Below are 26754 nucleotides of genomic sequence, written 5' to 3' on the forward strand. Positions count from 1 at the left end.
GTATCCCTGGCGACCGGCCGCTCAGCGGGCGAGGGCGCGCTTGAGAAGGGCGAGGGTGACCTCGCCCATCGAGGTGCCGTCGTGCTTGGCGGCGAAGGGGAAGACGCTGGTCTCGGTGGCGCCGGGGGTGATGGCGACCTCGAGGACGACGAAGCTGCCGTCGGGGGTGACCATGAAGTCGGTGCGGGAGATGTCACGCATGCCGAGCAGTTCGTGGGCGCGTACGGCGGTCTCGCCGAGCTCGGCGAGCAGCGCGTCGGGGAGGTCGGGGCGGCCGAAGCCGACGAACTCCGCGGTGTAGCGAGCCGCGAAGTCGAACTCGTGGCCCTTGCTGAAGTCGATGGCCACTGGCGTCATGTATGAGAGGCCCGAATCCTGCTCGTGGACGACCACGGAGACGTCGATGCCGGCGTAGAAGCGCTCGATGAGCGCCTCGTCGCAGTAGGCGTAGGTCTTGACCAGGGCCGCGGGGAGGGCGGAGAGGCCGTCGACGCCGGTGACGCCGAGCGCGGAGCCGCCGCGCGAGGGCTTGACCACGACCCGCTCACCCAACCGCGAGATGACGTGCTCCATCAGCACCGGCGCCCCGACGTCGCGGAACGTCGTGGACGACAGCGAGACCGAGTCCGGCACAGGGATGCCTCCGCGGCGCAGGAGCTCGCGGGCAGCCGTCTTGTCGAACGCGACGCGGCAGGAGGTGGAGACGGTGCCGACGTACGGGATCCCGATCAGCTCCAGGAGCGTCTGGATCTCGCCGTCCTCACCGAACTGGCCGTGCAGAGCCGGCAGCGCCACGACCGCCTTGTCGCGTTCGAGGTTGTGAAGCAGCGCCCGGTCGAAGTCGTACGCAGCCACCTCCACGCCCAGCGCCGACAGCTCGCGCACGAGGTTGCGGCCAGAGGCCAGCGACACGTCGCGCTCGTGGCTGAGCCCGCCGGCGATGACGGCGACAGGTCCGGAAAGAGGAGGTGTGCTCATGGGTTCGTTCTAACAGACGGCCGGGAAGAGCCGTCAATCTCAGATGTGGACGACCGGGCAGGTCAGGGTGCGGGTGATGCCCTCGAGGCTCTGGACGCGGGCCACGACCAGCTTGCCGAGCTCGTCGACGTTGCGAGCCTCAGCGCGGACGATCACGTCGTACGGACCGGTGACGTCCTCAGCCAGAGTCACGCCCTGGATCTTGCCGATCTCGGTGGCGACCTCTGCGGCCTTGCCGACGTCGGTCTGGATGAGGATGTACGCCTGTACGACCATTGTGCTGCTCCTGTTCTCCGTGCCTTCCTTGGCACAACGTCAGGCAAGTAACCTATCGCGTTATCTATCGATCGACCTACACCGACCCTGGGGATAAGACGAACGAGGAAGTGACCGAGCGAAGCTCGGAGACGGAGTGATGCGTGTCCCGGTATCTCCGCGCGTGGCGAGGAGGGTTGGATGGAGCCATGGCTTTTCCGAGGGACACGACGCTCGCCGACATAGGTGAGTTCGGGCTGATCACCGAGATGACCAAGCACTTCGCTCAGGGGGAGCAGGTGCTGGTCGGTCCCGGCGACGACGCCGCGCTGGTGCGGGTCAGGCAGGGTCATGTGGTGGTCTCGACCGACCTGCTCGTCGAGGGCCGCCACTTCCGGCGGGACTGGGCCGAGGCGTCCCACATCGGCCACCGGGCGGCGGGCCAGAACCTCGCCGACATAGCCGCGATGGGTGGTGTCGCGCACTCGATGACCCTCGGGCTCGCCCTTCCCTCGGACCTTCCTGCCGAGTGGGCGGTCGACTTCGCGGAGGGGTTCGCCGCGGAGTGCGCGCTGGTCGGGGCCTCGGTCGTCGGCGGTGACGTCACCGGCGCCGACCAGATCGTCATCTCCGTGACCGCCATCGGCGCGGTCGCCCAGGCACCGGTGCTGCGCTCGGGCGCGGAGCCCGGCGACCTACTCGCGCTGTGCGGCCGCCAGGGGTGGGCCGCGGCCGGCCTGGCGATCCTCAAGCGAGGGTTCCGGTCACCACGGGTGCTGGTCGATGCCTACCGACGCCCACAACCGCCGTACGCAGCCGGCCCCGCCGCTGCGGCAGCGGGTGCCTCGGCGCTGATCGACGTCTCCGACGGGCTGCTGTCCGAGGCCCGGCACATCGCCGATGCCTCGGAGGTCTCCATCGACGTGCACACCGCCGCGCTGACCATCCCCGACGAGCTCAACGCGGTCGCCTCGGCGACCGGGGCCGACGCGCTCGCGTTCGTGCTGGGCGGGGGAGAGGACCACTCCCTGCTCGCCGCGTTCCCGCCTGACGTCGAGCTGCCGCAGGGATGGACCGTGATCGGGACGATCGGCGAGCCCGGTGGAGAGCCGGTCACGGTCGACGGGAAGGTCTACGAGGGTTCGACGGGCTGGACGCACTTCTGAGAACGACGAAGGCCGCTGCCCGAATGGGCAGCGGCCTTCGTGCGAGGAAGATCCCGGGTCAGCGAGCGACCTTGCCGGCCTTGATGCAGGTCGTGCAGACATTCATGCGCTTCGGGGTGCCGTTGATGACGGCGCGAACGCGCTGGATGTTGGGGTCGAAGCGGCGCCTGGTCGCCTTCTTGGACCACGGCCGGTTGTTGCCGAAGCCCGGCTTCTTGTCGCAGATGTCGCAGACGGCAGCCACCGTGAACTCCTGAGGTTGAATAGATGATCGAGGTCGATTGGATAGTGTCGGCGGGCGCGATGAACGGCTGCCCTGCCGAGACAACCGAACAAGCGTAGCCCGTCCGGCTGTGCCCGGCGAAATCGTCAGTCGTCCGAGCGGCGATCCCGCCATCTGTCCAGCGGCGCGGCCAGTGCGGTGGCCAGCTTCCACCGCTTGGACCCGCGCAGATCGTCGATCTCGGCGCGCTGGCCGGCGAGCTGCTTGCGCTGCGACTCGAGCCGCCGCCGCTGGTCCGCGACGACCTCACGGAGCTTGGCGACCTCGTCGCGCAACTCGAGGCCGTGCTCGACCCAGTCCGGGATGGCGGGCACGGCGGGGAGGTCGGGGGAGAGGCCGCGGCGCAGGACGACGTAGAACTCGATGTCGTTCTCCGGCACGGGCAGGAGGGACTCGACCGACCAGCCGGTCAGCCCCAGGCGGCGCAGCTCGGCGATGATCTCGGGGAACGAGCGGTCGGTGTAGGTCCACACATGGCAGTCGACGTACTCGCCCCGGCGGGCGCGCTCGACCTGGGCCCTGGTGTAGCCGAGGTCGTGGATACAGGTCTCGGCCTCGCTCGGCCCGCGGTGGTGGAGGCGCTTGGCGTCGGTGTTGACCGCACTCCGGTGGTGGTCGAAGACGGCGCGCACCGACGGGGTCGTGTCGCCCGCCTCGTACGCCTGCAGGATCTGGCCCATCGTCGTGGGCGGGCGATGGGCGTCGAAGGTGTAGCGCCGGTCGGGGACGACCAGGACGAGAGCTCCGTTCGGAGCGACGACGGCCTCGACCTGCGCCAGCCATCCGACCAGGTCGGGGACGTGCTCGACGACGTGGCTGGCCAGCGCCCAATCGAACGGGGCACCCTCCTTGGCAGCCTCCTCGAGCGTACGCATCCGCGTGCCGTCCCACATCGGATAGTCGATCTCGGGGATGGTGTCGTGATTCACCTGGGGATGCTCGGCGTACGACTCGTAGAGCCGGTCGCGGTCGTAGAGGTCCAGATAGGAGACCTCCGCGGCATCTCGGGGGACGAGCGGTTGGTGCAGGGGTCCGATCTCCAGGCCGCGCCCGGCCGAGAAGTCGAAGATTTCGTTGACGCGTTTCGCGCGTGGGGTCGGGGTCGGAATCGACATCCGTGAGTCCTTCGGCGTTGGGGACGCCTCAACACTAGGGATGATCGTCACCGAGGTGGGGCGCAACTCGGCAGAAGGTGTTACTCGTTCGTGACTTTGCTGCAGCCTCGGATTTGTTCACCCGTCGTTTACCCCGTACCCAGGCACCGCCTACCCTGGGGGCCGCGATACCGGGAAGTGTGTCCGGCGTCACGGTGTCTGGGTGTATGCAGGGGTGTAGAGGAGTAGGGAGGGCAGCGTGGCCGAGGTCAAGCTCGATCTGTTCCGCCGGTTCGGCGACCTGGCGACCGACGCGCTCGCGTCGCACCGCGAGGAGATCGACGCGCTCAACGTCTTTCCCGTGCCCGACAGCGACACCGGCACCAACCTCTACCTCACGATCGCCGCGGCCCGTGACCGGCTGCGCGAGTTCACCGGCCACGACTGGCGCGAAGGACTGCGCGCGTTCTCGCGCGGCGCGCTCCTGGATGCCCGCGGCAACTCGGGCGTGATCCTGGCCGAGATGATCGGCGCCCTGCTGCGCCGCCTGATCCAGGCCACGGAGGAGGAGCGCACCGCCACGGTCTTCGCCGACGCGCTGCGCAGCGCCGGCAACGCCGCGTACGCCGCGGTGGGGGAGCCCCAGGAGGGCACCATGCTCAGCGTGCTCCGGGCCGCCGCGGACGCGGCCGAGGCGTGCGTCGAGATCGACGAGACCGCACGCACCCGCGACGTCATGTCGGTCGCCGCCAGCGCGGCCCGCGCCGCTCTTGCCCGTACACCGGAGCAGCTGCCCGCACTGGCCGCTGCCGGGGTGGTCGACGCCGGTGGCCGCGGAATCTGTGTGCTGCTCGACGCCTTCGAGACCGCCCTGACCGGACGCCGTCCGAGCCCGCAGACGCCGATGCCGAGCACCCCGCACATCCCGATCCCGATCCAGACGGGCATGGGCGCGGCCGACGGCCACGCGCTGGAGCCCGGCGGGCCGGCGTACGAGGTGATGTACCTGCTCGACGCCGAGGATGCCGCGATCCCCGTTCTTCGCAAGCGGCTCCAGCCGCTGGGCGACTCGCTGGTCGTGGTCGGTGGCGAGGGCATCTGGAACGTCCACGTCCACGTCGACGACGTCGGCGCCGCGATCGAGGCGGGGATCAACGCCGGGCGGCCGCACCGGATCCACGTGACCCACTTCGCCGAGCAGATCGCCGGCCAGGCCCATCGCCACGCGACTCGCGCCGGCCGGGCGGTGATCGCGTTCGCGGCCGGGCCGGGTCTGGCCGAGCTCTTCCGCGGTGCCAGCGCGATCGTGATCGAGGGCGGCCCGCACCGGCGCCCGACGACCTCCGAGCTGCTCGAGGCGATCACCGCCTCCGGTGCCACCGAGGTGATCGTGCTCCCCAACGACGCCCCGACCCGGCAGTCGGCCGAGGCCGCGGCCCGCACCGCCGAGGACGACCTCGACATCAACGTCGCGGTGATCCCGACCCGCAGCCAGGTGCAGGGGCTGGCGGCGATCGCGGTCCACGAGCCCGGCCGGAAGTTCGACAAGGACGTGCTCGAGATGACCGCCACCGCGCGACACGCGCGGCATGGTGCGGTCACCATCTCGAACACCCGAGCGATTACCATGGCCGGGCCGTGTATGCCGGGCGACGCGCTCGGGGTGCTCGACGGAGACTTCGTCAAGGTCGGCCAGGAGCTGGAGACATGTGCGACCTACGTGCTCGCCCGGCTCATCGGTGGTGGCGGCGAGCTGGTGACGCTGGTCTCCGGCCTCGAGGACCCCATGGGCGAGCTCGCCGGGGCCGTCGCGGCGTGGCTGGCTGCCAACCACCCGGCCGTTGATGTGATGGTGTACGACGGAGGCCAGGAGCGCTACCCCCTCCTGATGTCGGTGGAGTAGAGGAGAAGAGACGGTGCCGATCACCCTCGAGTCGCCGATCGAGGCCGTGCTGGGCAACAGCAAGCACGCCACGAAGTTCACCAAGGGTCTCGGGCTGCGCACCGTCGGCGACCTGCTCTACCACTTCCCGCGGCGCTACCTGCGCACCGCCGACCTCAGCCAGACGCCGCAGCTGCACGAGGGTGAGATGCTCACGGTGCTCGGCGAGGTGGTCCGCAGCGTCGTACGGCAGCACACCGACCGCCGCACCGGCCGGCCCGCCTTCCGCGTCGAGACCCAGCTCAAGGCCGGCACCGCCGACCTGCAGCTCACCTTCTTCTCCAAGTCGCAGCGGATCGCCGAGTGGCGGCGCGGCGTGCTCGCCCCGGGCGTCCGCGGCGTCTTCGTCGGCAAGGCAGGGTCGTTCCGCGGCGAGTGGCAGCTGGCCAACCCGCAGATGGTCGTCTTCGGTGACCCGTCCGACTCCGAGAACGCCGCCGAGGCGGCCGACAACCAGATGGCGGTCGAGGAGCTGACCGAGCTCTTCCCGATCTACCCGCTCACCGCCGGACTCCAGCACTGGGACGTGATGCGCGCGGTGCGGTTCGCCCGGCAGGTCGTCGAGGACCCTTCGACAGGCTCAGGACATCGCGTCACCGACGTGCTCCCGGAGCAGCTGCGGGAGACGTACGCCGTTCCGGGGCTGCGCGACGCCCTGGACCTGATCCACGCGCCCCATGAGCTCAAGGACGTCCAGCGCGCCCTGCACCGCTTCCGGTTCGAGGAGGCGCTCGGGCTGCAGCTGGTCCTGGGACGCCGGCGGAGGGCGCTCCAGGCGCTGGGCACCACCGCGCGCACCGGCGGGGCCCACCACCTGCTCGAGGCCCTCGACGCGCGGCTGCCGTTCACCCTCACCAAGGGACAGGCGGAGATCGGCGAGGAGCTCGAGGAGGCGCTGGCCCAGCCCCACCCGATGAACCGCCTGCTCCAGGGTGAGGTCGGCTCCGGCAAGACGCTGGTCGCGCTGCGCGCGATGCTGCGGGTCGTCGACTCCGGGGGCCAGGCCGCGCTGCTGGCGCCGACCGAGGTGCTCGCCCAGCAGCACTACCGCTCGATCACCGCGATGCTCGGCGACCTGGCCGCCAGCGGCCTGGCCGGCGGCCTCTTCGCCGGCGACCAGGAGCAGACCCATGTCGACCTGCTCACCGGCTCGATGACCAAGACCCAGCGCAAGGGGCCGCTGAGCCGGATCGCCACAGGCGAGGCCGGGATCGTCGTCGGCACCCATGCCCTGCTTCAGGACCAGGTGATGTTCGACGACCTCGGCCTGGTCGTCGTCGATGAGCAGCACCGCTTCGGCGTCGAGCAGCGGGCCGCCCTGACCGACAAGGCCGGCACCCCACCGCACCTGCTGGTGATGACCGCGACGCCGATCCCCCGCACGGTCGCGATGACCGTCTTCGGCGATCTCGAGGTCTCCACCCTCACCGAGCTCCCGGCCGGGCGTGCCGAGATCCAGACCAACCTGGTCTCGCTCGTGGAGCATCCCGCGTGGATCGCCCGGGTGTGGGAACGCGTCAAGGAAGAGGTCGAGAAGGGCCACCAGGTCTATGTCGTCGCCCCGCGGATCAGCGGCGACGAGTCCGAGCAGGGGGAGAGCGACCAGCGCGACTTCGACGCCGACGGCAACGAGGTCAAGGCCGCCCCTGCCCAGCTCTCCGCCGTCGACGAGGTCACCGAGGAGCTGACCACCGGCCCGCTGCACGGGCTGAACGTCGCCAAGCTCCACGGCAAGCTCCCCGCCGAGGAGAAGGAGCGCACCATGAGCGCCTTCGCCGCCGGCGACATCGATGTGCTGATCGCCACCACCGTGATCGAGGTCGGCGTGGACGTACCCAATGCCACCACCATGGTCATCCTCGACGCCGACCGCTTCGGCGTCTCCCAGCTCCACCAGCTGCGCGGCCGGGTCGGCCGTGGCGGGCTGCACGGGCTGTGCCTGTTGGTCTCCCACGCCGAGGCCGGCACCCCGGCCAGGACCCGCCTCGACGCGGTCGCCCAGACCACCGACGGGTTCGCGCTGTCCCGGGTCGACCTCGACCAGCGTCGCGAGGGAGACGTGCTCGGCGCCTCCCAGTCGGGCCGGCGATCGAGCCTGGAGAGCCTGCGTGTGCTCCGTGACGAGGAGACGATCCTGGAGGCGCGCGAGGCGGCCGAGGCGCTCCTCGAGGCCGACCCGGAGCTCGCGACCGCACCGCTCCTGGCCGAGCGGGTCACCGAGATCGAGGAGTCCGCTTCCGCCGACTACTTGGAAAAGTCCTAAGGTATCCCAATGACTCGGATCATCGGTGGCGTCGCAGGAGGGCGACGCCTACTCGCTCCCAAGGGGGTGCGGACCCGTCCCACCACCGATCGGGTCCGCGAGGCGCTCTTCTCGGCGATCGAGTCCTCCTACGGCTCCCTGGCCGGACTGCGCTTCCTCGACCTCTACGCCGGCACCGGCGCGGTCGGGCTGGAGGCATGGTCCCGCGGCGCCGGGGTCGTGACCCTGGTCGAGTCGGACAGGCGTACGGCCGGGGTGATCCGGTCCAACGCGAAGGAGCTCGGCTTCCCGCGGGCCCACGTGGTCGCGGCCACCGTGGCGAGCACCCTGGTGACGCCGCCGCCGGCTCCCTACGACCTGGCCTTCCTCGACCCGCCCTACCCGCTCTCCGACGACGCCGTCTCCGAGGACATCGCGCTGCTGGTCAAGCACGGCTGGCTGGTTCCGGGCGCCCTGGTGGTCGTCGAGCGGTCCGCACGCAGCCCCGAGCCGGTCTGGCCCGACGGGTTCACCGACCAGAAGTCGAAGAAGTACGGCGAGACCACGCTCTGGTACGGCCACGCGCCGGACTGACCCAAAGAAAGAAGAAGACAATGACGCGTCGCGCGGTGTGCCCGGGTTCGTTCGACCCGCCCACGTTCGGCCACCTCGACATCTTCACCCGCGCCTCGGCGATGTTCGACGAGGTCGTCGTCGCCGTCGGGGTCAACCCGTCGAAGTCGAAGCGCCTGTTCGCGGCCGAGGAACGGATGGAGATGATCACCGAGGTGACCGCTCCGCTGGGCAACGTACGGGTCCAGGGGTTCACCGGTCTGGTCACCGACTTCTGCGTCGAGATCGACGCCCAGGCGATCGTGAAGGGGCTGCGCGGGGCGCCCGACCTGGAGTACGAGGCGCCGATGGCGCAGATGAACGCCCACATGACCGGCGTCGAAACCGTCTTCCTGCTGAACGACCCGCGCTGGGCGGCGGTCTCCTCCTCGCTGATCAAGGAGATGGCCCATTTCGGTGGGGATGTGTCGGCTTTCCTGCCGCCGGATGTTCTTGCGCGACTCACCAAGCGTTTGGCAGAACGTTCCGAGTAAGGGGGAGCGTTCGCCGGTATCGTTCCCTGGGTAGTCCTTCCTAGGGCTCCCCGACAATCCTTTCCCTGGAGATCAATGTCCACCTCAGGTCGTTCCCCGCTTTCCTTGGCCAAGCAGTCTTATGCCGCTTCCCTCAAGGCCGTCGGTCGCGGGCTGACGAAGACGGGACTCGCCAAGGAGACCGCGCCGCCGGTCGAGCAGCGCTGGCGTCACTGGGCCCACTCGCTGACCAAGGTCTACGACTCCCTGGCGATGGCGAAGCTCGACGTGCCGTGGTGGACCTACGACGCGATCGCCGCGGTCGACGCGTGGCTGAGCGAGCGTGAGCGACCGATCCGGATCTACGAGTACGGCTCCGGCGCCTCCACCATCTGGCTCTCCCGTCGCGCCGACGAGATCCACTCCGTCGAGCACCACAAGGGTTTCGGCGAGATGATGCAGGCTGAGCTCGCCGGCGAGGAGAAGATCTCGCTGCGGGTCATCGAGCCGGTCGCCAGCGACAACCCCGTCGTCCCCTCGCAGAAGGAGGGCCACGCGGGCCTCGACTTCGAGGCGTACGTCAACTCCATCGACGACGTCGACGGCGAGTTCGACCTCGTGGTGATCGACGGGCGTGCCCGTGAGGCGTGCCTGGAGAAGGCCAAGGACCGGCTCGCTCCCGGCGGGATCATCGTCTTCGACAACAGCCGCCGCAAGCGCTACGTCGAGGCCATCGCCGCCTCGGGGATGAAGGAGACCATTCACGCCGGTCTCACCCCGACCCTGCCCTACCCGGAGCGCACCTCGGTCCTCACGAAGGGCTGATCTCGTACGTTTCGTAAGCGGCGGCGTGGATTATCCACGCCGCCGCTTACGCGCTCTAAGGTCTGGCGCATGGCATCACCGGGGGAGCGAAACGAACCAGTCGGAGCTGTGCGTTGGGCGACCTTCGCCGGGGTCTGCGTCGTGGCGCTGGTCTGGGCGGCCTACTCGGTCGGCGCCCAGAACGGCTCGTTCCTGACGCAGGACTTCGGCGCGCAGTACCACCTGGCCGAGATCACCGCCCACGGCGCGATCCCGCTGGTCGACTTCGAGCACGGCTGGAACGCCGGCTCGTTCTGGGTCAACGCGGCGCTCTACGCGATCGCGAGCGGCAGCCCGACGATCTGGTACTTCCTCTGGGGCCGCCTGCTCGGCGCCGGCCTTGGCGCGGTCCTCGCCGCCGCCATCGGCCTCCGCCTGCGGCTGCACCCGGCCGTGATGATCGCGCTCGCGCTCGGCGTGCTCCTGCTGGCCACCCCGCTGCACATCAAGTACACGATCTGCCTGCTGTGGGTCTTCGTCCTGCTGCCGACCGGTTGGCTCGAGTCCCGCCCACGCCTGGCCGCGGCCGCGCGGGTGCTCCTCCCGGCCCTCGTCTTCTGGCAGTACGTCGAGCTGGCCGTGCTCCTCACCGGCGCCTCGGGGCTCTTCGAGCTGTTCGCGCGGCGCGCGGCGCCCTGGCGTACCCGGATCCTCAACTGCGTGCAGCTGTCCGGTGGATTCGTGCTCGGGCTGGTCGTCCAAGCGGTGGCGTACAAGCTCGTGTGGGGGCTCTCCTTCGCCGACTTCAACCGACAGGTGATCCTCGGGCAGACCGAGACGCACGAGGGTTCGCAGTACGCCGTGTGGAACTTCTTCGACCTACCGACCGAGTCGGGGCGCTTCTTCATCCTGGCGCTCTACCCGTTCGCGCTGCTGATCCCCTTCGTGCCGCTGGTGTGGCAGCGGATCTCGGACTCCACCCGGCTGATCGCGCTGGCCGGACTGGTCCTCGTCGTCGTCCCGATCCGGCGCGTCGACAACCCCCACACCACCACCGTCTCCGCCCTCGTCCTCCTTGCCGTCGTCCTGGCGGTGGCCGAGCTCTACGAGCGCCGCATCCCGCTGACCGAGTCGCGACCGCGGCCCATGATCGCGCTACCTCTCGCCGTGCTCGGGGCAGCCTGGGCTGCCGCCACCCTCTGGATCGGCTTCGGCCTGCAGAGCATGCTCGGCGCGGTCCTCCTGGTGACGCTGGCGATCGCAGGGGCGGTCCTCGGAGGAGCGTTCCTCCGCGGAGCCACCGCCGCGGTCTCGGCCGGCGCGCTGGTAGTGCTGGGTGGCGTACCCGCGCTTGCCGCCGTCAACCACCTCGACGACATGCGCCGCGACGCGCAGTCCTTCGCAGTGAGCGACTCGATCGCCCGCTGGGCGGGCCCCGAGTACGAACGCTGCAGCGCCGGCACCCGCGAGGCACTGGTGATGCCCAACTATCTCGAGCTCTACGACGCTCTGGAGATCACCAACCCGACGCCCTACTACCTGTTCCACTACGACTTCGCGCAGTACGAGGACGTGCTGGTGCCTCAGCTCGAGGACGGCTCGATCCCGGTCATCATCGAGACGATGCCGCTGCACACGCCGCAGCCCTGGCTCACCGACGCCATCCGCGCCAACTACGTCCCCTGCTCGGTCGTGAGGATCGAGAAGCAGGCAACGACTGTGACGATCTGGACTCACAAGTCTCGTGGTGATGTTCAGCAGCGGGATCTCACTGTTCGGGGTGGGGCGATGGGGTCGACGCGCTGAGGGTGCTGTGTTTGTGGTTGGGGTTTGCCGCCGACCCATTTGGGGAGGGTGTTCTCAACGGGCGAACGAACTTTCGTTCGCCGCAAGATGTTGCCTCGACCGGGGTGGGGTTGGCGGGGTGAAAGAAATTTTTCTTTCACGCGGAGACTCCATGTCTGGCGTAGGCGAGGAACGGTCACCTTCCGTGGGTGAGTGTCTGCGGCCCATGACCAGTCACGCGCAACAGTCGTTGAACACAAGAAAAGCAACGCCTACGTCCAAAAACCAGAGACTCCGTTCGACCCACTGGAGCCTGCGGCAGCGCGTACTTTCAGAGCATGCTCGATCCGGCGGCCACGACGGCGATCCCCTCGGACGCACACGGAGGGCGTGAACCCATCGGCCTGGTCAGATGGGCGACCTTCGCGGTGATCGTCGTCGTCGCCGTCGTACATGCCGCCCACACCCTCACCGCGCAGATGGAGCCGTTGACCGGGGACAGAGGAGCGCAGTACTACCTCGGCAAGCTCACGGCCGAGGGTGCGGTCCCGCTGGTCGACTTCCAGCACGGCTGGAACGCCGGTTCGTGGTGGGTGAACAGCCTGGTCTATCGCCTGGCCGGTGGCGATCCCCTGTGGTGGGAGTTCCTCCTGGGCCGTTTCTTCGGCGTGACCCTGTCTGCCATCCTCGTGGCCGCGATGGGGCTGCGCAGACGCGTACATCCGGCTGCGATGGCCGCAATGGCGCTGGCTGTCCTGACGCTCGCGTCGCCCGCTCAGGTGAAGTACGTCCTCCCTGTCGTCTTCGCGTTCATCCTCCTGCCCGGAGGTCGGCTCGACTCCGGACGATGGTCGTTGGTCGTGCGGGTGTTGGTGCCGGCGGCCCTCTTCTGGCAGCACGTCGAGCTGGCGATCCTGCTGACCGGTGCGGCCGGACTGTACGAGCTCATCGGGCGGGACAAGGCAGCGCTGCGGGAGAGGTTGACACGATGCGTCGCCCTCGCCGCCGGAATCCTGGCCGGAATCGTGTCGGAGGTGCTGTTCTACCGGATCGGCTACGGAATGAGCCTCGCCGAGCTCAACCGCCAGGTCGTCTTCGGTCAGGCCCAGCAGTTTCCGAAACACTTCGGCTGGCCCGTCTTCGACGTGCCGTCCGACGGGGAGGGCTACGAAATCGTCGCCGTCTATCCCTTCCTCCTGCTGCTGGTGTTCGTGCCGGTCATCTGGCGTCTGGCGAGCGACCCGACGCGGTTCCTCGCGTTGTGTGCTCTTCTTCTCGCGACCGTCCCCATCCGGCGCCCTGGGCCCGGGCACGCCGAGACCGTGAGCGCTCTGGTGTTCGCGACTCTGATCTTCGTCCTCTGCGACGTGTACGACCGCAGGGACCAGATCTCGTTGCCGAGCCGGCCGAGGTCCATGTCCACTTGGCAGACGGTGACCGCGGTCGTGGGGTTCGCGACGGGGGCCGCATGGGTGGGTGCAGCTCTTGCCTTCGGTTTCGGCGCGCACAGCCTCGCCGGTCCAGTGATCCTCGTGTTCCTGGTCAGCGTCATGATGATCGGCACGAGGCTGCGGGCGAGGCTGGTCGCCGTGTCCGTGGGCGCCTGCCTCGTTCTGGGGGTGGTTCCCCTGGCCGCAGCCATCGAGCACGTCGACGACCTGAGCCGCGACAGTCGTCAACTCGAGGCCGCCGAGGTCTGGGGAGACGCGATACAACCCGAGATGACACGGTGTTTGAAGGGAGCCCGCACCGCTTTCGTGTTGGGCAACCAGCTGTCGCTGTATGACGCCCTCGATGTCGAGAACCCGACGCCGTTCTACTTGTTCCACTACGACTTCGATCGCAACGAGAAGCAGTTGACGGCGATGATGGCCGGCGGAGAGGTCCCGGTGGTGCTGCAGACGACCGCGATGGCCCGCGGCGGCTGGGTGGAGACCGCGATCGAGAAGGACTACGAGCCCTGCGCCGAGGTCTGGATCGCGGACGAACACCAGCGCTTCCGCATCTGGGCACACCGCTCGCTGGAGCCGTTCGAGAAGCGGGCTGTCACGGTCGAGCCCGACGGCACCAGGACCTCCAGCAAGCTGCCCTAGTCGTCATGGCACGTACGACCGAAGACAAGAGTCAACTCAAAGGACACGCGGCCAGAGCACGAGAGCACGGGAGAACCTGACATAGGCTCACCTTCGGTCCGCAAGCTCATCCGAAGGTCGTGAATGCTCCGCTCTCCCCACGAGGACCGCGCCGAGGTACGACTCCAGAAGCGGCTGCTGGCGGCGATGGTGCTGATGGCGTTCTTCGCGCTGAGCCTGAGCAGCTACGTCGCGCTGACCCGGGCCCTGCAGTACCAGACCCGCGACGAGGGGCCGAACGCCGGCTACGCGGTGGAGCTGGCCTCGGGGCGGCTGCCGACCATCGACACGCCCGTGACGACGGATGCCCGCCGGTATCCGCAGGTCGTCGAGGGGTTGGGGACGATGGTGGATGAGCCGCACCGGCACATCTGGACCGCCAACCACCCTCCGCTCTACTACCTGATGTCGCTGCCGTTCGTGGCCGCGGCCGGGGCGCTGGACGCACCTCAGGTGATGGTCGTCGGGATGCGGCTCATCAATGCGGTCGGCTCCGCCCTGTGCGTACTGCTGGTGGGCCTGATCGCCTTCGAGGTGACCCGGCGGGAGACGGTCGCGTTCCTGGCCACGGGGATCAGCGCCTCGTGTGCCGTGCTGGTGAGCGCCGGAGGGCACATCGCCAACGACGGGGTCGCGGTGGCAGCGTCGTCGCTGACCCAGCTGGCCACGATCCGGATCCTGAACCGGGGCCTGTCGCCGGGGCGCCTGGCACTGGTCGCGCTGGCCGGGGCGGCCGCGGCAGGGGCGAAGGCGCCGGGGGTCCTGACCGTCGTCCTGTGCGGGGCGGTGATCGCGGTGGCTCTGCTGCTGAGGGACCACTCGCGCCGCGGCGTGATCCGCGCTCTGGCGGCTTCGGCTGTGGCCACCGGCGTTCCGGCGCTCGCCACCGGATGGTTCTACGTCCGCAACATCGTCCTCTACGGCGACCCGACCGCCACCGATGCGCTGCTGGACAAGTTCGACCGGGAGCCGAACGGGACCTGGTGGCAGATCCTGACGGACGGCTCGCTCTGGAAGGACTGGTACGAGCGCCTGTGGGCGCCGGTGCTGGCCGAGGGGTACGCGGCGGCGGCCGACGTGCTGGCCGTCGTCGCGGTGATCGGCCTTCTCGTGCTGCTCGTCCGACGCAGAGCCACCGGGCCGACGCACCTGCCCACCTCTCGCGCCGGGTGGCTGCTGCTCATGGTCCACGCAGCCGTCATCCTGGCGAACCTGGTCGGGTTCGTCGCGGGTGGCGGGAACCCGAACGACCGCTACCTGATGCCGCTGATGCCCCTGCTGGCCACGGCGCTCGCCGTCGGCGTCATGGCGCTCGTCGACCTGATCCCGCTCGGCTCCCGTGAGTCGCGGGCGCAGCTCGCGGCGGCCGCGATGACCCTCGCGCTGGGTGCGTACGCGCTGCTGATCTTCGACTGGTTCGTCAGCTCGGCCACCTACGCCGGCCGGCTGCCGAACTCCGAGTCGCGAGGGGCCGAGCTCGTGGTCGCCGCAGGCGTTGTCTGTGGTCTGGTCGCCGTCTGCCTCGTGGCCCGGCCGGTCAGGACGTACGCCGCCCGACAACCGCTCCCAGCGCAGCCAGCAGTACATCAGCAAGGAGCAGGAGGACCCGCGAGGCGAGCGCGACGGTGAGCGCCTCGGGGACGCCGATGATCGGGCCGAGGGTGAGGGCGAGCAGACCCTCACGGATCCCGGCGCCGGCCGGGGCGGGGATGAACGCGATCCCCGCTGCCCACGCCAGGGCCATCCCGCCGGTCGCGGCCGCGACCTCGAGCAGCCCGATCGAGGCGTACGACTGCATCATCACGGCCAGGTGGAGGCCGAAGGCGACCCAGGCGAGCACCGCCCAGCCGATCGCGGTGAAGAGGCCCCGCGCGGTGAGGCGTACGTTGAGGGGTTCCCGGCCGAGCCGGGCGAAGAGCCAGTCGAGCACGCCCGGGACGACGCGCGGGTGCAGGCAGACGGCCAGCGGCACCAGCAGGAGCAGCAGCCACCAGTAGCGGTCGAGGCCCTCCGGTGACGACCAGGGAAGCAGAAGCGCGCCGACGCTGATGCCGCTGGCGACGACGACACCCATGAAGAGGATGTTGGCGCCGAGCATCGTCCGGCGCGCGACGCCCCAACGCAGCCCGAACTGCATCTGCGCGACGACCGGCCACACCGAGCCGGGCAGGTACTTGCCCAGCTGGGAGACGTAGAAGACCGAGTGGGAGTCGCGCAGCGACGGCCGGATGCCCATGCCGTGCAGGAGGGCGACCCAGGTCTGGCCGATCAGCATGGTGCCGACGATCGCCAGGACCCCGGCGATCGCGACGCGACCGAGGCTCAGCTCCTGGACCGCGGTGGCCAGGTCGGCACGCTGGCGCCAGACCAGGTAGGCGCCGCCGAGCACGACGACGAGGGCGAGCGCGATCTTGAGCAGCCGCTTCCCAAGGCTGGGTTTCGTCGGGCCGGGCGTAGCCGACGACCCGGCCCCCGTGGCGGAGACCGGGCCGGAGTGGGTTGTCGTCACAGGCTGGTCGTCCACGTCTCGCCGGACTGGGCAGATGACTTGCTCGTGCGCGGCGTGTGCGGCAGGTCGAACTCGGCGACCGAGGTCTGGTCGCGAAGCATCTCGGTGCCGGACTTGCCGAAGCGAGCCTTCTTGGTGTGCTCCAGGTCGTCCTCGATGAGCACCCGGTTGGTGCGGATCAGGTCGGAGATCACGCCGAGCATCGCGGACATGAAGGCCAGGTTGATCAGCACGCCGCCGAGCAGCAGCGACTGGATGTGGTTGCCGTTGTCGCCGCTGATCCACAGCACGAGGTAGCGGAGGAACGGGATCGCCCCGAGGACGAAGAAGAAGGCGGTGAGCCAGACGAAGATGGCGTACGGCTTGTACATCATGTAGGAGCGCACGATCGCCGCGCCCGACTTCGCGATGTGCTCCGGCATCGACTTGAACAGCCGCGACTCACGCGTCTTGGCGTTGGTCTCGATCGGCACCGAGGCGATCTTCATCCGCTTGTTGCCCGCCTGGATGATCGTCTCCATGCAGTAGGAGAAGCGGGTCACGGTGTTGAGCAGCATCAGCGACTCGCGCGAGTAGGCGCGGAAGCCGCTGGCCGCGTCGGGCAGGTCGGTCTCGGCGGCCATGTTGACCACCTTGGAGCCGACCTTCTGCAGCTTCTTCTTCAGCCCGGAGAAGTGCTCGATCCGGTCGACCTGCCGGTCGCCGATGACGATGTCGGCCTGGCCGTTGATGATCGGCTGGACCAGGTCGGTGATGCGGTCCTGCGGGTATTGGTTGTCGCCGTCGGTGTTGACCACGATGTCGGCGCCCAGCTCGAGCGCGCGAACCACCCCGTCGTGGAAGGAACGGCCCAGCCCCTGGTTGCGGGAGTGGTGCACGAACTCGCGCACGCCGTGCTCCTTGGCCACCTCGACCGTCCGGTCGGTGCACCCGTCGTCGACGATCAGGATCACGATCTCGTCGATTCCGGGGATCTGCTTCGGAATCGACTCGAGCACGGACGGGAGTGTCTCCTCCTCATTGAGGCAGGGGACTTGAACGACAAGCTTCACAGGGACCTCAGGGCAAGTAGTGGGACCGAACACGGGATTCGGGCAGATGAGGGGCTTCTGAGCTGCCACATTACCGCGTGGATTCCGCGGCCCCACGCCCCCTCGCGGGTGTCATCCGGCGTATGTGCTAAGGCAACCTGGTGTTCAACGCCGGTCTACGCCGTGTCCGTTCCTTTGCCTGTGGGCCGAGCGGCTCGGTGGGCTAGGGACGGGCCTGAGGTCGGGGTAGGTCGTCGCGGAAGCGTGCCGGCCGCCCCTCCTTGCGGGCGCGCGTGGCTTCCTCGAAGTTGTCGGTGAGCAGGCGAAGGTAGAGCTGGCCGATGCCCTCGATCGGCATGTAGCTCTCCATCGAACCGGCTGCACGGAAGTACGCCGCGGTGGAGGCGATCCGGACGTCGCAGGCGAGAGTCAGGCAGAGCCCGCCACCGATGGCCGCACCGTTGACCGCTGCGATGACCGGTTGGTGCAGGCGGCGGATCGTTCCGATCACGTCCTCCAGGAGATCCAGCGACCGCAACGCATAGCCCGGTCGGGCGAGCCCCTCGGTGTGCGGTGGCCGCCCGGCCGACTCGGTCCAGGGTGAGGACGGCGACGCCGTCGGCGGGGCGGTCGACCGTGACGTACGACATGGTCAGCTCGCCTTCTCGGCGCGGAGGGCGTCGGAGATCTCCCGGGCGCGGCGATAGTCGGCCTTGCCGGTCACGTGTCGTGGCACCTTCTCGACGACGTGCACGGTGCGCGGGACCTTGTAGCCCGAGAGCCGCGTGCGCAGGTGCGCGCGGACGTCCTCGACGCCGAGTGCGACACCTGGCCGGGGCTCGATGAGGGCTGCGACCTGCTGACCGTAGGTCGGGTCGGGGAGCGCGAAGACGAGCGCGTCGAAGACTCCCGGGTGCGACTTGAGGGCGACCTCGACCTCCTCGGGATAGACCTTCTCGCCGCCGGTGTTGATACAGCCCGACCCGCGTCCGAGCAGGGTCAGCCGATGACCCTCCTCGATCTGGACATAGTCGCCGGGCACGGCGTACCGGGTGCCGTCGATCTCGATGAACGTGCGCGCAGTCTTCTCCGGATCGCCCAGGTAGCCGATCGGGATGGCGCCCGAGCGTGCCATCAGCCCGATCGCGCCTACCTCGGTGGGATCGATGATCCGGTGCTGCTCGTCGATCACGGCGGTTCCGGGGCCGAGGTGCACAAGGGAGCCCTTGTCCGCGAGCGTCGCCTGCTCGATCCGTCCGTTGCCGGTCATCCCGGTCTCGGAGGAGCCGATGACGTCGAGCACCACGGCGTCCGGGAAGGTCTTGATCCAGCGCTCCTTGACCTCGGCGGAGAAGAGTGCGGCCGCGCTGGTCACGGTGGTCAGCGTGCTGGCGTCGTAGGAGCCGCGCTCGAACTCCTCGATCAGCGGTCGTGCCATCGCGTCCCCGACCAGCGAGATCGTGCTGATCCCCTCGGCCTCGACGGTCCGCCAGATCGTCGCTGGGTCGAACTTGGGAAGAATTACGCTGGTGTGGCCGGTGATGAACCGCATCAGCATCGCCCACTGCCCGCTGGAGTGCATGACCGGCCCGAGCTGGAGAGTGACCAGCGGCGATGGATCCTCGGCCGCGGCCTGAGACGGCGCGAGCTCCTCGATCGGCTTCCGCGTCGCGAAGTCGATGCCGCCGCCCAGAGCCCTCCAGGCATCCTCCTGCCGCCACACCACGCCTTTGGGGTAACCCGTCGTCCCGCCGGTGTAGATGATGAAGACGTCATCGGCGCTGCGCTCGCCGAACCCCCTCGTCGTGGGCTCGCGATCGAGAGCCGTGCGCCAGTCGATGGACTGATAGGCAGTGCTCTCGCCGCTGCCGTCGGGGATCGACACCACGTGCCGAAGGTGCTCGTGCTTCGGCACGACCCCGGCCAGCACCGGTGCATAACGCTCCTCGTGGACGAGGCCGACGATCCCGGAGTTCTCGAAGAGATAGTCGAGCTCCGCCTCGAGGTAGCGGTAGTTGATGTTGATCGGCACCACCCGCGCCTTGAAGCACCCCAGCATCGCGACCACGTGCTCGGCCACGTTGCGGGCCATCAGCCCGACATGCTCGCCCGGCTCGATCCCGGCACCGAGCAGGTGGCGAGCGAAGCGATTGGCCTCCGCGTCCAGCTCGGCGTACGTGTAGCGCACCTCGCCGGCGATCAGCGCCGGTCGCTCCGGGACGACGTCGACAACGTGCTCGAACAGGTCGGCGATCTGAACAGCCATGAGCGAGACCTTGGTACGTGGACGGACCGGTGTCACGCCTGCGGTGTCGCTGGGTGGAACGTGTTCTAGACGTCGGCATCCTTCGGGGCCGAGGAGTCGTTCCTGCTTCGCCGCCATCTGCGGAACACGGTCGGGACGAACAGGAGGCCAAGAAGGACAAGTACGCCGACTGCGGAGATCACCGCCCCGGCCCGCAGACCGGGCGCGTCATAACGGAGGGTGACGGTGTGTGCGCCGTCGGGGACCGGCACCGCGGCAAAGGCGTGGTTGCCGGCGACCAGGTCCACCGGGCGGCCGTCGACCGTCGCCGACCAGCCCGGGCGGGCGATCGAGTCGGCGACGACGAGGTAGCCGGCTCCGTCGGCGGCGACCTCGGCCGAGATCGTCTCGGCCTCGTCGCGGCGTACGTCGACCTGGGCGGTCGAGCCGGACGCGGCCGGGGTCGAGTCGTCGTCGAGGAGCACCGTGCCGGGCGCGACGCCCTCGGTCAGGCGCCGCACTCGCGTGGGCCCGTCGGTGACGACCTCGCTGGTGCCGGCCCAGCGGATCCGCGGCAGCGCGCTCGCGCGCTCGTAGACGACCGCGCCGGCCGAGGCGTGCACCACCCGCAGCCCGTCGCCCTTCTCCGGCCGGACCGCGGCGCAGACCGCGGAACCGTCGGTTCGACCGGCCAGGCGGACAGGCTTCTTCTTCCCCGAGAACGAGATGGTGACCGGCACCGGACCGGACGCGAAGCGGTGGTCGGGCACGGCGACGCGCAGCTTCTCCCCGCGCTTGAGCGGCCGGTTCACGGCGATGGCCCGCTCCGAGGTGACCTTCTCGGCGCCGGCTCCGACGCTCACCCGGACGACCGTCGGCGTCTGTGCCCGCGGCTTCAGGCCGTCGGGGACGGTGACTTCGATCCCGCGCAGGTCGCCCTGCGGGACCTGGCACGTCGCCTGCTGGCCGGGCATGACGGTCAGCGGCTGCCGCTGCGCGACCGGCACCGGCGTCGGCTCGGATGCCCCGATGACCTCCATCGGCTGGGTCACCCAGTAACGGACGGAGAGCTGGTCGAGCACCGGCTGACGCCCCGGCGTGGGCACGTTGGCGGGGAAGTCGCTGTAGGTCGGGGACAGCTGGGCGTCCGGGCTGACCGCGGCGATCAGCGCCTTCCACTCCGCCGAGGTGAACTCATGGCCGGTCGGCGTACGCAGCCGGTAGTGGTCGGCAACGCCCGTGTGCTCCCAGCTCGAAGCGCCGTAGCGCTCCTCTCCCAGGTTCTCCTTCAGGAACTCGTGGGCCGGCGTGACCGGGTAGAACTCGGCACGGTCGGTCAGCGGCAGCACCTCGCGCGCGAACATCGTGCTCTGCGCGAGCACCGCCAGCACGAGCACCAGTGGCCCCAGCAGTCGCAGCCGGCCACGCAGCAGCAGCGTCGCCGCCACCGCGAGGACCGAGACCACTCCCAGCAGCGCCGGCACCCGCAGCTTCGCGGCGATGTCGGGGATCGGACGAGGGGCGCCGTCGATGTAGGCGTACGCCGCATACAGGAAGTACGCAGCCACCCCTGCAGCCGCCAGCAGCAGGACCAGCGACACCACCAGACGCGGACGCCAGGACCGACCCTCCTCATCAGCAGGCGGCGACACCTCGGCCCGCTGGACGAGACGCTCCAGCCCGATCCCGGCCAGCACCGCGCACAGGAACCCGAAGATCGAGTTCGCCCGCCCGAAGCTGTTGGAGCTGTAGCCGGGCAGCTTCTGGAGCAGCTCGAGCGGCAGCCCGCCGATCCACAGCAGCCAGGCGACCGCGGCCAGCACGACCGCGAGCAGGGTGGGCTTCGAGGGGCGGCGACCGCCGGGGAGCCTGACGATCAGGGCGCACAGGACCAGGATCAGCGCCGCGACGCCGATGAAGGAGATCGACTCGATCGGGTTGTCCTCGCCGAACCAGAGCCCGTCGACGCACGTGCCGTAGGCGTCAGGAGCGACCGTCGTCAGCACGAGACTGGCGGGCTTGACCTGATTGGGGACCCGCCCGTCGAGCCCGAGAGCGCTCATGTTGAGCGCGAAGGGGAGCACCTGGACCGCGGAGAGCGCGACCCCGAGCCCGACCCCGCCGACGGCGATACCGCTCGCGACCAGCGTGCGGCGCACGTCCCGGAGCGCCAGCGCCCGGACGACCACGTAGATCCCGCCCAGGGTCAGCGCGAACATCGTCACCGCCGGGAACCCACCGAGCAGCATCGCGCCGACGACCAGGCCGACCGCGGCCAGGTCGCGCGCGCCGCGCTCCCGCACCGCACGGTCCAGCGCCCACAGCAGCAGCGGGACCAGGCAGGCGACCTTGGTGTGCGGCCAGTTCGTCCACATCATCATGAACCCGGAGGTGAAGAAGACCAGGCCGGCGACCAGCGCGATGCTGCGCCGCACCCCGAGCCGGCCGAGGAACAGCACCATCCCGGCCAGCACCAGGACCAGCTCGGTGAGCTTCACCCAGGCCGGCGCCAGCCACATCGGCATCACCCAGTAGGGCCACGAGACCGGGCTCAGCACCGCGTGGTTCGGCAGCGAGGCCAGCGGCGCGCCACCCACCTCGTAGGGCGCCCAGGTCTGCCAGTTGCCGTGGCGTACGCCCTCGACGATGTTCTCGACGCCTGGCAGGTAGTAGTCCCAGGTGTCGCCGCGGCACCACAGCGTCCCTTGCGGGATCGGGCCGTCGGCGGCGTACGGCATCATCGCGTGCAGCCATCCGGTGTCCAGCAGCATGCCTTGTCCCACGAGCGCGGGACCGAAGGTCACCGCGACGAAGAGGAGAAGGAGCGCCAGGACGACGCCCGCGCGCCACCGATCGGATGGGATCACAGCCGGAAATCTATGAGTAGTCGGGAACGGGCGCCGGTAGCGCGCGCGGTAGGTCGGTCAAGTTGTCTTCTGGCCGGCGGATCAGTCGAGCCTGGTCGCGACGGCCACCAGACCGGTGCCCGTGTCCGGCCGTAGCCGCTGCAGGGCCATGAACGGGCTGGTCGCGAGGGCGATGGCGGCGCCCTTGAGCTGACCGCTGGGCTGGAACGTACGTCCGGTCGCCCGGGTGAGCTCCTCGGGTGTGAGGTCGCCCACCTTCTCCAGCTTCCGGGCGTCGATCCGGTTGCGGACCGCCTCCAGGGCGTAGCCGAGCGGCCAGCCGTAGACGGTGATGTCGACCTCGCCCAGACCAGCCTCCTCCAGCCGGTGGGTGAGCTCCTCGGGGCTGTAGCGACGGAAGTGCCCGGCGTGCCGGTCCATCGGCCCGAACCGCTCCTGGAAGGCCGGCACCGACAGCACCAGCTGCCCGCCCGGGCGGATGTGAGTGACCCATTCGGCCAGCGCCCCTTTGTCGTCCTCGATGTGCTCGAGCACCTCGAAGGCGCAGACCATGTCGTACGTCCTCCCCGACTCCAGCTCCGAGGACATCGCGTTGAGCACCGTGCCGCCCAGGCACGTGATCCGCTCGTACGCCACCGCGAACGAGTCCGCGTCCGGCTCGATCCCGAGGTAGTCGGCGCGGGTGGCCAGGCGGGCTCCGAAGGCGCCCTGGCCGCAGCCGATCTCCAGCGCTGTCGTCGGCGCCAGCCGGTCGATGATCCGGCTGACGACGTCGTAGCGGAGCCAGGCGCGAGGTGCGAGCGGAGGCAGCGGGCGGTCGGTGGCGTTGAGCGTCATCTGGTTCCTGGGTCGGGGTGGATTCACGAAAGACATTCGAGGATGGGGGAGGCGACGGCCTGCGGGGTGTAGTGCTCGCGAGCCTGCTCGTAGGCGGCCTCGCGGAGGCGCTGGGCCTCGTCCGGGTCGTCGGCGAGCTTGGTCAGGGCCGAGGCGAGCTCCTCGGGGCTTCCGGGAGAGACGAGCATGGCCGCGCTCTCCAGCATCCGCCGCTGGGGCGCGGTGTCGGAGGTGACGACGACCGCGCCGGCGGCGGCGCCCTGGAACGCCTTGTTGGGCACCACCCGGCGTGCCTGCGGGACGGTACCGAAGATGCCGAGGCTGACGTCGAACCCGGCGACGAAGTCGGGCAGGTCCTCGGCGTCGACCCAGTCGACCCAGGAGACGCGCGGGTTGCCCGCCGCGAGGAGCCGAGCCTCGTCGTACTGCTGGCCCTGCCCCACCATCGTCACCTCGATCCGCTCGTCGTCGGCGAGGATGTCGAGGGCGTCGGCGATCACCGGGGCGCCGTGGGTGGGGGAGAAGAGGCCGACGAAGACCGCCTGCAGCGGCGCCTCGGTCGGCCGCTCGAGCGCCCTGGCACCCGCGTCGAACCACTCCGTGGTGGCACCGACCGGGCACACGACCGAGTGCCGGCGTACGTCCTCGGGCAGTCCGGCCTGCTGCTCGACCGTGTCCACGATGACCACGTCGGCCTGCTTCAGCGCCATCGCGTCGATCGCCTTCATCAGGCGCAGCTTCAACCCGCCGGAGCCGGCCAGCCGTCGGTTGGTGGCGACCCCGGCCGCCGAGACCATGTGGTCGAGCAGGATGGTCGAACGCGGGTGGAGGAGACGGGCCAGGTGCACGTCGAAGTGGCCCAGATAGCCGACCAGGACGGCGTCGGGACGCCCGCGCCGACGTCGACGCAGCGACTCGACGACGAGCCCGTTCCAGCAGGTCAGCAGGCGCAGCACGAGCAGCGGCAGCCGCCACGGCTGTCGCAGGATCGCCACCCTCGCCGCGGTGTCCAGGCCGAGCGGCCGGTTGACCTCGGTGACGTCCGCGCCACAGGCGCGTAAGCCCTCGATGAGTACCGCGACCCGCGGATGGGAGGCCACGTCGTAGGTGCCGAAGGCGACGATGTGGGCCGAGGCTGGACGAAGGCGGTGCCGCTCAAGGCGGTGGTCGTCGTGATCGTCGTCCTGGTGGCGGCGTACGCGGTCCACCGCAACTGGGACGCGCTCGTGCGGGGCTTCGAGGAGCTGCCGCCATGGGTGCTCGGGGTCGCCTTTCTGCTGACCGTGCTCGCCCAGGGTGTCGCGCTGCTGATGTGGCGGGTGGTGCTGGCCGATCTCGGCTCGCCCCTGCCGCTCGTGCCCGCGGCCAGGATCTTCTACGTCAGCCAGCTGGGGAAGTACCTGCCCGGCTCGGTGTGGACGATCGTCGGGCAGATGGAGCTCGCCCGCGCCGAGCGGGTGCCGCGGCGTACGTCCCTGACCCAGGGTGTCCTCGTGCTGGCGATCGCCGTCGGCGCCGGGGTGATGGTGTCGGTGCTGCTGATGCCGTTCCTCGGCCAGGAGACGTTCGCGCGCTACTGGTGGGCGGTCCTGCTCCTGCCGCTGATCCTGGTGGCGCTGCATCCGCCGGTCTTCGCGAAGGTCGCCGACACCGGGCTGCGGCTGCTGCGTCGTGAGCCGCTCGAGGTGCTGCCGACCTGGCGGGGGATCGGCACGGCGCTGGCGCTGCAGGGCGTGGTCTGGCTCCTGCTCGGCCTCCAGATCTGGGTGGTCGTGGTCGGCCTGGGTGGCGACCCGCTGCCCTCGTTGCTGGCCAGCGTTGGCGGCTATGCGCTCGGGTTCAGCCTGGGCATGGCCGCGATCGGGCTCCCGGCCGGCGCCGGGCTGCGCGAGGCGGTCCTGGTGGTCGCCCTCTCCGGCGTCCTCTCGCCCGGGCTGGCGCTGCTGGTCGCGCTGCTGGCCCGCGGCATCGCCGTCGTGGCCGACGTCGTCGTCGCCCTGGTCGCCGCCTTCCTGACCCGTCGCGCCGGCGACATCCCCTCACCAGCCCCACAAGCCAACGAACCACTCGGGAGATCTTTGTGCCCACCGCACGGCCCACCGCACCACAGCTCTGGACCGCCGGCCTGATCGCCAACCTCATCACCTGCGCCGGCGTGTGTGCCGGCTATGCGCTCTCCTCGCCGCTCTACGGCACCAAGGACGAGGTGGCCCATGTCGACCACGCCTACCAGCTATGGCACGGCACCCTGATCAGCATCGGCGACCCGATGCGGATGCCGCAGATCTGGGGCTACACGCTGCCCTTCGACTGGACCGGCCAGCACCCACCGCTCTTCTACCTGCTGCTGGCGCCCGTGGTCGGACCGCTCACCGACGCCGGCCACCTGCTCGCCGCCGGCATGGCCGCCCGCGGCATCGTCCTCGTGATCACCTGCCTGGTCGTGGCCGCGGTGATGTGGACGACGCGCCAGATCGTCCCCAGCCGCCCCGAGGTGTCGATCGCGGCCGGCCTCGTCACCGCGCTCAGCCCGGCCCTGACCAGGCTCGGTGGCGTCGTCTTCAACGACAACCTGTTCGTGCTGTGGGCAACCCTCCTGGTCGGCCAGACGGTCTGGCTGCTCCGCCACGGATCCCGGACCGGCGGGCTGGTGCTCTTCGGTCTGTACGCCGCGGCCGCCCTCGGCACCCGGCTGCCTGGTGTCGTCTTCATCGGCCTGTGCGCGACGACCCTCGGCATGGTCTGGCTGTTCGGCCCGCGCCGCGACTGGTCGGGCATCCTGCGTCTGGGCGTCGCGGTGCTCCTCGCCGTCGCCGTCAACGCGTGGTTCTACCTCCGCAACTTCCGCGCCACCGGCAACTGGTCCGGCATGCAGACCGACCTCGTCGGCAAGCCCGGCGGCCCCCTCCAGGAACGGGAGGTACGCCCCGTGCTCGACGTCGCCACCGACCCCGACATCTGGCGCCAGCTGCTGATCCCGCCGGCGCTCCAGGAGCACGTCACCATCGGTGCCGTGCTCACCCTCGCCCCGCTCGTGCTCGGCCTGGTGGTCAGCCTCCGCGCCTTGTCCCGGTCGCGACGCGAGCCCGTCCGGGTGGCGACGGCGCTGCTGCTGCTCGCCCTGACCGTGGTCACTGTCGGGATCCAGCTCAAGTACGCGGCCGGTGGCGGGGGAGCGTACTGGCGCTATCTCATCCCGCTCACCGTCGTCACCAGCTTGCTCACCGCGCTCGGGCTCGCCGCCACGCCGCGCCTGGCGGGGCCGGCGGTCGCGGTCTGGGCCGCGGCGGCATTCGCGGTCTTCGCCGCCCACATCGCTCCGCCGAACCCCTCCGGCGGCGACCTGGCCACCGCACCGGTCTTCCAGTCGGCGGCCTGGGTCGCGACGGGCATCGCCGGTATCGCGTGCGTGGCCGGTGTGGTGACCGTCCTTTTGGTCGCCGTCGCCCGGTCCCGTTAAGATCTATCTGATCTGTCGTGCCCTCATCCGGAAGTGAAA

Annotated in this window: 22 protein-coding genes; 11 read left to right on the forward strand and 11 right to left on the reverse strand. The window is 69.8% G+C overall.

The window, feature by feature from the left end; translation table 11 throughout:
* Positions 1 to 21: 21 nt before the first annotated feature.
* Positions 22 to 978 (reverse strand): D-alanine--D-alanine ligase, encoded by a 957-nt coding sequence (locus OG801_RS23545; protein ID WP_406031614.1) that lies wholly within the window; start codon positions 976 to 978, stop codon positions 22 to 24.
* A gap of 39 nt (positions 979 to 1017) precedes the next feature.
* A complete protein-coding gene (locus tag OG801_RS23550) occupies positions 1018 to 1254 on the reverse strand; it encodes an Lrp/AsnC family transcriptional regulator (RefSeq protein WP_091049571.1) in 237 nt (78 codons plus the stop codon).
* A 188-nt stretch (positions 1255 to 1442) separates the two neighbouring features.
* Between OG801_RS23550 and OG801_RS23555 the strand changes: the two genes are divergently transcribed.
* Entirely contained in the window at positions 1443 to 2399 is a 957-nt protein-coding gene (locus OG801_RS23555) for a thiamine-phosphate kinase (protein WP_406031615.1), read from the forward strand.
* A gap of 58 nt (positions 2400 to 2457) precedes the next feature.
* On the opposite strand, the gene rpmB is transcribed toward OG801_RS23555, so the two are convergent.
* Both rpmB and OG801_RS23565 read right to left on the reverse strand, forming a co-directional pair.
* Positions 2458 to 2643, reverse strand: coding sequence for a 50S ribosomal protein L28 (rpmB, locus tag OG801_RS23560; RefSeq protein ID WP_141803692.1), 186 nt, complete (start codon positions 2641 to 2643; stop codon positions 2458 to 2460).
* 125 nt (positions 2644 to 2768) lie between these two features.
* On the reverse strand, positions 2769 to 3797 hold the full coding sequence (locus OG801_RS23565) for a methyltransferase domain-containing protein (protein WP_406031616.1): 1029 nt from the start codon (positions 3795 to 3797) through the stop codon (positions 2769 to 2771).
* 238 nt (positions 3798 to 4035) lie between these two features.
* Between OG801_RS23565 and OG801_RS23570 the strand changes: the two genes are divergently transcribed.
* From OG801_RS23570 to OG801_RS23605, 8 genes are all read left to right on the forward strand, one after another.
* Positions 4036 to 5679, forward strand: a complete 1644-nt coding sequence (locus OG801_RS23570) for a DAK2 domain-containing protein (RefSeq protein WP_406031617.1) — start codon at positions 4036 to 4038, stop codon at positions 5677 to 5679.
* Between the two features lie 13 nt (positions 5680 to 5692).
* Complete coding sequence (locus OG801_RS23575) at positions 5693 to 7981, forward strand: ATP-dependent DNA helicase RecG (protein ID WP_406031618.1); 2289 nt, start codon at positions 5693 to 5695, stop codon at positions 7979 to 7981.
* A gap of 9 nt (positions 7982 to 7990) precedes the next feature.
* Positions 7991 to 8554, forward strand: a complete 564-nt coding sequence (gene rsmD, locus OG801_RS23580) for a 16S rRNA (guanine(966)-N(2))-methyltransferase RsmD (RefSeq protein ID WP_160024539.1) — start codon at positions 7991 to 7993, stop codon at positions 8552 to 8554.
* A gap of 20 nt (positions 8555 to 8574) precedes the next feature.
* On the forward strand, positions 8575 to 9066 hold the full coding sequence (gene coaD / locus OG801_RS23585) for a pantetheine-phosphate adenylyltransferase (protein ID WP_406031619.1): 492 nt from the start codon (positions 8575 to 8577) through the stop codon (positions 9064 to 9066).
* A gap of 105 nt (positions 9067 to 9171) precedes the next feature.
* Positions 9172 to 9870: a class I SAM-dependent methyltransferase gene (locus OG801_RS23590; protein ID WP_355230117.1), complete on the forward strand. Its 699-nt coding sequence runs from the start codon at positions 9172 to 9174 to the stop codon at positions 9868 to 9870.
* Between the two features lie 108 nt (positions 9871 to 9978).
* Positions 9979 to 11655 carry a hypothetical protein gene (locus OG801_RS23595; protein ID WP_406031620.1) on the forward strand — a complete coding sequence of 559 codons (1677 nt, stop codon included), beginning with the start codon at positions 9979 to 9981 and terminating at the stop codon, positions 11653 to 11655.
* Positions 11656 to 11972: 317 nt separating this feature from the next.
* The gene (locus tag OG801_RS23600) at positions 11973 to 13727 is read left to right on the forward strand and encodes a hypothetical protein (RefSeq protein WP_406031621.1); all 1755 of its coding nucleotides are present in this window, start codon (positions 11973 to 11975) and stop codon (positions 13725 to 13727) included.
* 123 nt (positions 13728 to 13850) lie between these two features.
* Entirely contained in the window at positions 13851 to 15395 is a 1545-nt protein-coding gene (locus tag OG801_RS23605) for a phospholipid carrier-dependent glycosyltransferase (protein ID WP_406031622.1), read from the forward strand.
* On the opposite strand, the gene OG801_RS23610 is transcribed toward OG801_RS23605, so the two are convergent.
* From OG801_RS23610 to OG801_RS23640, 7 genes are all read right to left on the reverse strand, one after another.
* Positions 15304 to 16275, reverse strand: coding sequence for a lysylphosphatidylglycerol synthase domain-containing protein (locus OG801_RS23610; RefSeq protein ID WP_355020119.1), 972 nt, complete (start codon positions 16273 to 16275; stop codon positions 15304 to 15306). The genes OG801_RS23605 and OG801_RS23610 overlap by 92 nt on opposite strands.
* A complete protein-coding gene (locus OG801_RS23615; protein WP_406031623.1) occupies positions 16272 to 17273 on the reverse strand; it encodes a glycosyltransferase family 2 protein in 1002 nt (333 codons plus the stop codon). The genes OG801_RS23610 and OG801_RS23615 overlap by 4 nt, the downstream gene beginning before the upstream one ends.
* Before the next feature lie 256 nt (positions 17274 to 17529).
* The gene (locus tag OG801_RS23620; RefSeq protein ID WP_355020117.1) at positions 17530 to 17817 is read right to left on the reverse strand and encodes an enoyl-CoA hydratase-related protein; all 288 of its coding nucleotides are present in this window, start codon (positions 17815 to 17817) and stop codon (positions 17530 to 17532) included.
* Between the two features lie 141 nt (positions 17818 to 17958).
* Positions 17959 to 19572, reverse strand: a complete 1614-nt coding sequence (locus tag OG801_RS23625; protein WP_406031624.1) for an acyl-CoA synthetase — start codon at positions 19570 to 19572, stop codon at positions 17959 to 17961.
* 65 nt (positions 19573 to 19637) lie between these two features.
* The gene (locus tag OG801_RS23630; RefSeq protein ID WP_406031625.1) at positions 19638 to 22418 is read right to left on the reverse strand and encodes a YfhO family protein; all 2781 of its coding nucleotides are present in this window, start codon (positions 22416 to 22418) and stop codon (positions 19638 to 19640) included.
* An 81-nt stretch (positions 22419 to 22499) separates the two neighbouring features.
* The gene (locus OG801_RS23635) at positions 22500 to 23255 is read right to left on the reverse strand and encodes a class I SAM-dependent methyltransferase (protein ID WP_406031626.1); all 756 of its coding nucleotides are present in this window, start codon (positions 23253 to 23255) and stop codon (positions 22500 to 22502) included.
* A gap of 23 nt (positions 23256 to 23278) precedes the next feature.
* A complete protein-coding gene (locus tag OG801_RS23640; RefSeq protein WP_406031627.1) occupies positions 23279 to 24355 on the reverse strand; it encodes a glycosyltransferase in 1077 nt (358 codons plus the stop codon).
* Between the two features lie 24 nt (positions 24356 to 24379).
* Between OG801_RS23640 and OG801_RS23645 the strand changes: the two genes are divergently transcribed.
* Both OG801_RS23645 and OG801_RS23650 read left to right on the forward strand, forming a co-directional pair.
* On the forward strand, positions 24380 to 25384 hold the full coding sequence (locus tag OG801_RS23645; protein WP_406031628.1) for a lysylphosphatidylglycerol synthase domain-containing protein: 1005 nt from the start codon (positions 24380 to 24382) through the stop codon (positions 25382 to 25384).
* Positions 25336 to 26715 carry a hypothetical protein gene (locus OG801_RS23650; RefSeq protein ID WP_406031629.1) on the forward strand — a complete coding sequence of 460 codons (1380 nt, stop codon included), beginning with the start codon at positions 25336 to 25338 and terminating at the stop codon, positions 26713 to 26715. Before OG801_RS23645 ends, OG801_RS23650 begins: the two co-directional genes overlap by 49 nt.
* The last annotated feature ends 39 nt before the right edge of the window (positions 26716 to 26754 follow it).

The sequence above is a fragment of the Nocardioides sp. NBC_00163 genome, assembly GCF_045206295.1.
Lineage (GTDB): Bacteria > Actinomycetota > Actinomycetes > Propionibacteriales > Nocardioidaceae > Nocardioides.

Coding starts and splice junctions, on each gene's coding strand:
- OG801_RS23545 (WP_406031614.1), bottom strand. CDS start 978: ATGAGCACACCTCCTCTTTCCGGACCTGTCGCCGTCATCGCCGGCGGG.
- OG801_RS23550 (WP_091049571.1), bottom strand. CDS start 1,254: ATGGTCGTACAGGCGTACATCCTCATCCAGACCGACGTCGGCAAGGCC.
- OG801_RS23555 (WP_406031615.1), top strand. CDS start 1,443: ATGGCTTTTCCGAGGGACACGACGCTCGCCGACATAGGTGAGTTCGGG.
- OG801_RS23565 (WP_406031616.1), bottom strand. CDS start 3,797: ATGTCGATTCCGACCCCGACCCCACGCGCGAAACGCGTCAACGAAATC.
- rsmD (WP_160024539.1), top strand. CDS start 7,991: ATGACTCGGATCATCGGTGGCGTCGCAGGAGGGCGACGCCTACTCGCT.
- coaD (WP_406031619.1), top strand. CDS start 8,575: ATGACGCGTCGCGCGGTGTGCCCGGGTTCGTTCGACCCGCCCACGTTC.
- OG801_RS23600 (WP_406031621.1), top strand. CDS start 11,973: ATGCTCGATCCGGCGGCCACGACGGCGATCCCCTCGGACGCACACGGA.
- OG801_RS23605 (WP_406031622.1), top strand. CDS start 13,851: ATGCTCCGCTCTCCCCACGAGGACCGCGCCGAGGTACGACTCCAGAAG.
- OG801_RS23625 (WP_406031624.1), bottom strand. CDS start 19,572: ATGGCTGTTCAGATCGCCGACCTGTTCGAGCACGTTGTCGACGTCGTC.
- OG801_RS23635 (WP_406031626.1), bottom strand. CDS start 23,255: ATGACGCTCAACGCCACCGACCGCCCGCTGCCTCCGCTCGCACCTCGC.